Annotated in this window: 1 pseudogene; it reads right to left on the bottom strand. The window is 53.1% G+C overall.

Annotated features, from left to right (window positions below):
- Nucleotides 1-646: pseudogene (locus tag D8S93_RS24775) on the bottom strand (Ig-like domain-containing protein); the annotation flags it as partial.

The raw sequence follows: 646 nt of genomic DNA, 5'->3' as shown, positions 1-646 counted from the left end.
CTTTATCGAATTCCAGCGTTACCGTCACGCTTTGGCCGATGGCTTGGTGCTCAGGCGTAAACGTCACGTTAGTCAGCGTTGGCAGAGATTGCGCGAGTGTAAAGCTCTGGCTTTCACTCACTTCAATACCCGCTGAGTTCGTCCCTGTCACAATCACGGTATAAGTGCCGTTGGCTTGGTTACTCATATCCATTGCGTCACTGGTCCAAGAGCCACCGGCTTGTACTGTCGCACTGCTGCTTTTCAATACCGTCGCGCTGCCTTGGGCTTTCACTTCAAGACGCAAGGACTGACCGTCAAAACGTGTCGACGTACCTTCGAATTGTAGTGTGGCGGCATGCGTTTCATCCACATTGCCCACTGGCGTAATAGCTAAGGTTGGCGTGATCGGCATGGAGTAAGTCGTGTTCTGGCTACCTGTATTCCCTGATAAGTCTTGGTAGTCACGAACCAGCAACGCCACATTGAGCTCTGACGTGCTTGGTACCACCACATCACCAGTCCAAACGCTTGGGTCCGCGGTTGCCACTAATGAGGTGATCGTCGTGCCACCTAACTCCGCTGCGGCGGATTGCAGATCTTTATCGAATTCCAGCGTTACCGTCACGCTTTGGCCGATGGCTTGATGCTCAGGCGTAAACGTCAC

This window comes from Vibrio sp. VGrn 2 (assembly GCF_009361695.1).
In the GTDB taxonomy this organism is placed as follows: Bacteria; Pseudomonadota; Gammaproteobacteria; order Enterobacterales; family Vibrionaceae; genus Vibrio; species Vibrio diabolicus.
The sequence above is the reverse complement of the archived record's forward strand: the minus strand, read 5'-3'. Positions and strand labels throughout refer to the sequence as shown.